The organism is Pseudomonas sp. xss_4, from assembly GCF_043104125.1.
Classification (GTDB): Bacteria; Pseudomonadota; Gammaproteobacteria; order Pseudomonadales; family Pseudomonadaceae; genus Aquipseudomonas; species Aquipseudomonas parafulva_B.
Genome location: NZ_JBICKJ010000034.1, coordinates 1 through 1,385, shown reverse-complemented (window position 1 = coordinate 1,385; position 1,385 = coordinate 1). Strand labels below are relative to the sequence as shown.

General features: G+C 53.0%; 1 rRNA gene. It reads right to left on the bottom strand.

Annotated features, from left to right (window positions below):
• Positions 1-47: 47 nt before the first annotated feature.
• A 23S ribosomal RNA gene (locus tag ACF8GB_RS06975) occupies positions 48-1,385 on the bottom strand; the annotation flags it as partial.

Here is a 1,385-nt window from a genome sequence, read left to right as displayed (position 1 = left end):
TCATCTTCACCACCGCAATCTGCAGAAGCAAATTGCTTGGGTGTTATATGGTCAAGCCTCACGGGCAATTAGTATTGGTTAGCTCAACGCCTCACAGCGCTTACACACCCAACCTATCAACGTCGTAGTCTTCGACGGCCCTTTAGGGGATTCAAGATCCCAGTGAGATCTCATCTTGAGGCAAGTTTCCCGCTTAGATGCTTTCAGCGGTTATCTCTTCCGAACATAGCTACCCGGCAATGCCACTGGCGTGACAACCGGAACACCAGAGGTTCGTCCACTCCGGTCCTCTCGTACTAGGAGCAGCCCCTCTCAAATCTCAAACGTCCACGGCAGATAGGGACCGAACTGTCTCACGACGTTCTAAACCCAGCTCGCGTACCACTTTAAATGGCGAACAGCCATACCCTTGGGACCGGCTTCAGCCCCAGGATGTGATGAGCCGACATCGAGGTGCCAAACACCGCCGTCGATATGAACTCTTGGGCGGTATCAGCCTGTTATCCCCGGAGTACCTTTTATCCGTTGAGCGATGGCCCTTCCATACAGAACCACCGGATCACTAAGACCTACTTTCGTACCTGCTCGACGTGTGTGTCTCGCAGTCAAGCGCGCTTTTGCCTTTATACTCTACGACCGATTTCCGACCGGTCTGAGCGCACCTTCGTACTCCTCCGTTACTCTTTGGGAGGAGACCGCCCCAGTCAAACTACCCACCATACACTGTCCTCGATCCGGATAACGGACCTGAGTTAGAACCTCAAAGTTGCCAGGGTGGTATTTCAAGGATGGCTCCATGAGAACTGGCGTCCCCACTTCAAAGCCTCCCACCTATCCTACACAAGCAAATTCAAAGTCCAGTGCAAAGCTATAGTAAAGGTTCACGGGGTCTTTCCGTCTAGCCGCGGATACACTGCATCTTCACAGCGATTTCAATTTCACTGAGTCTCGGGTGGAGACAGCGCCGCCATCGTTACGCCATTCGTGCAGGTCGGAACTTACCCGACAAGGAATTTCGCTACCTTAGGACCGTTATAGTTACGGCCGCCGTTTACCGGGGCTTCGATCAAGAGCTTCGCTTGCGCTAACCCCATCAATTAACCTTCCGGCACCGGGCAGGCGTCACACCCTATACGTCCACTTTCGTGTTTGCAGAGTGCTGTGTTTTTAATAAACAGTCGCAGCGGCCTGGTATCTTCGACCAGCAAAAGCTTACGGGGCAAGCCCTTCACCTTCGCCGGCGCACCTTCTCCCGAAGTTACGGTGCCATTTTGCCTAGTTCCTTCACCCGAGTTCTCTCAAGCGCCTTGGTATTCTCTACCTAACCACCTGTGTCGGTTTGGGGTACGGTTCCCAGTTATCTGAAGCTTAGGAGCTTTTCTTGG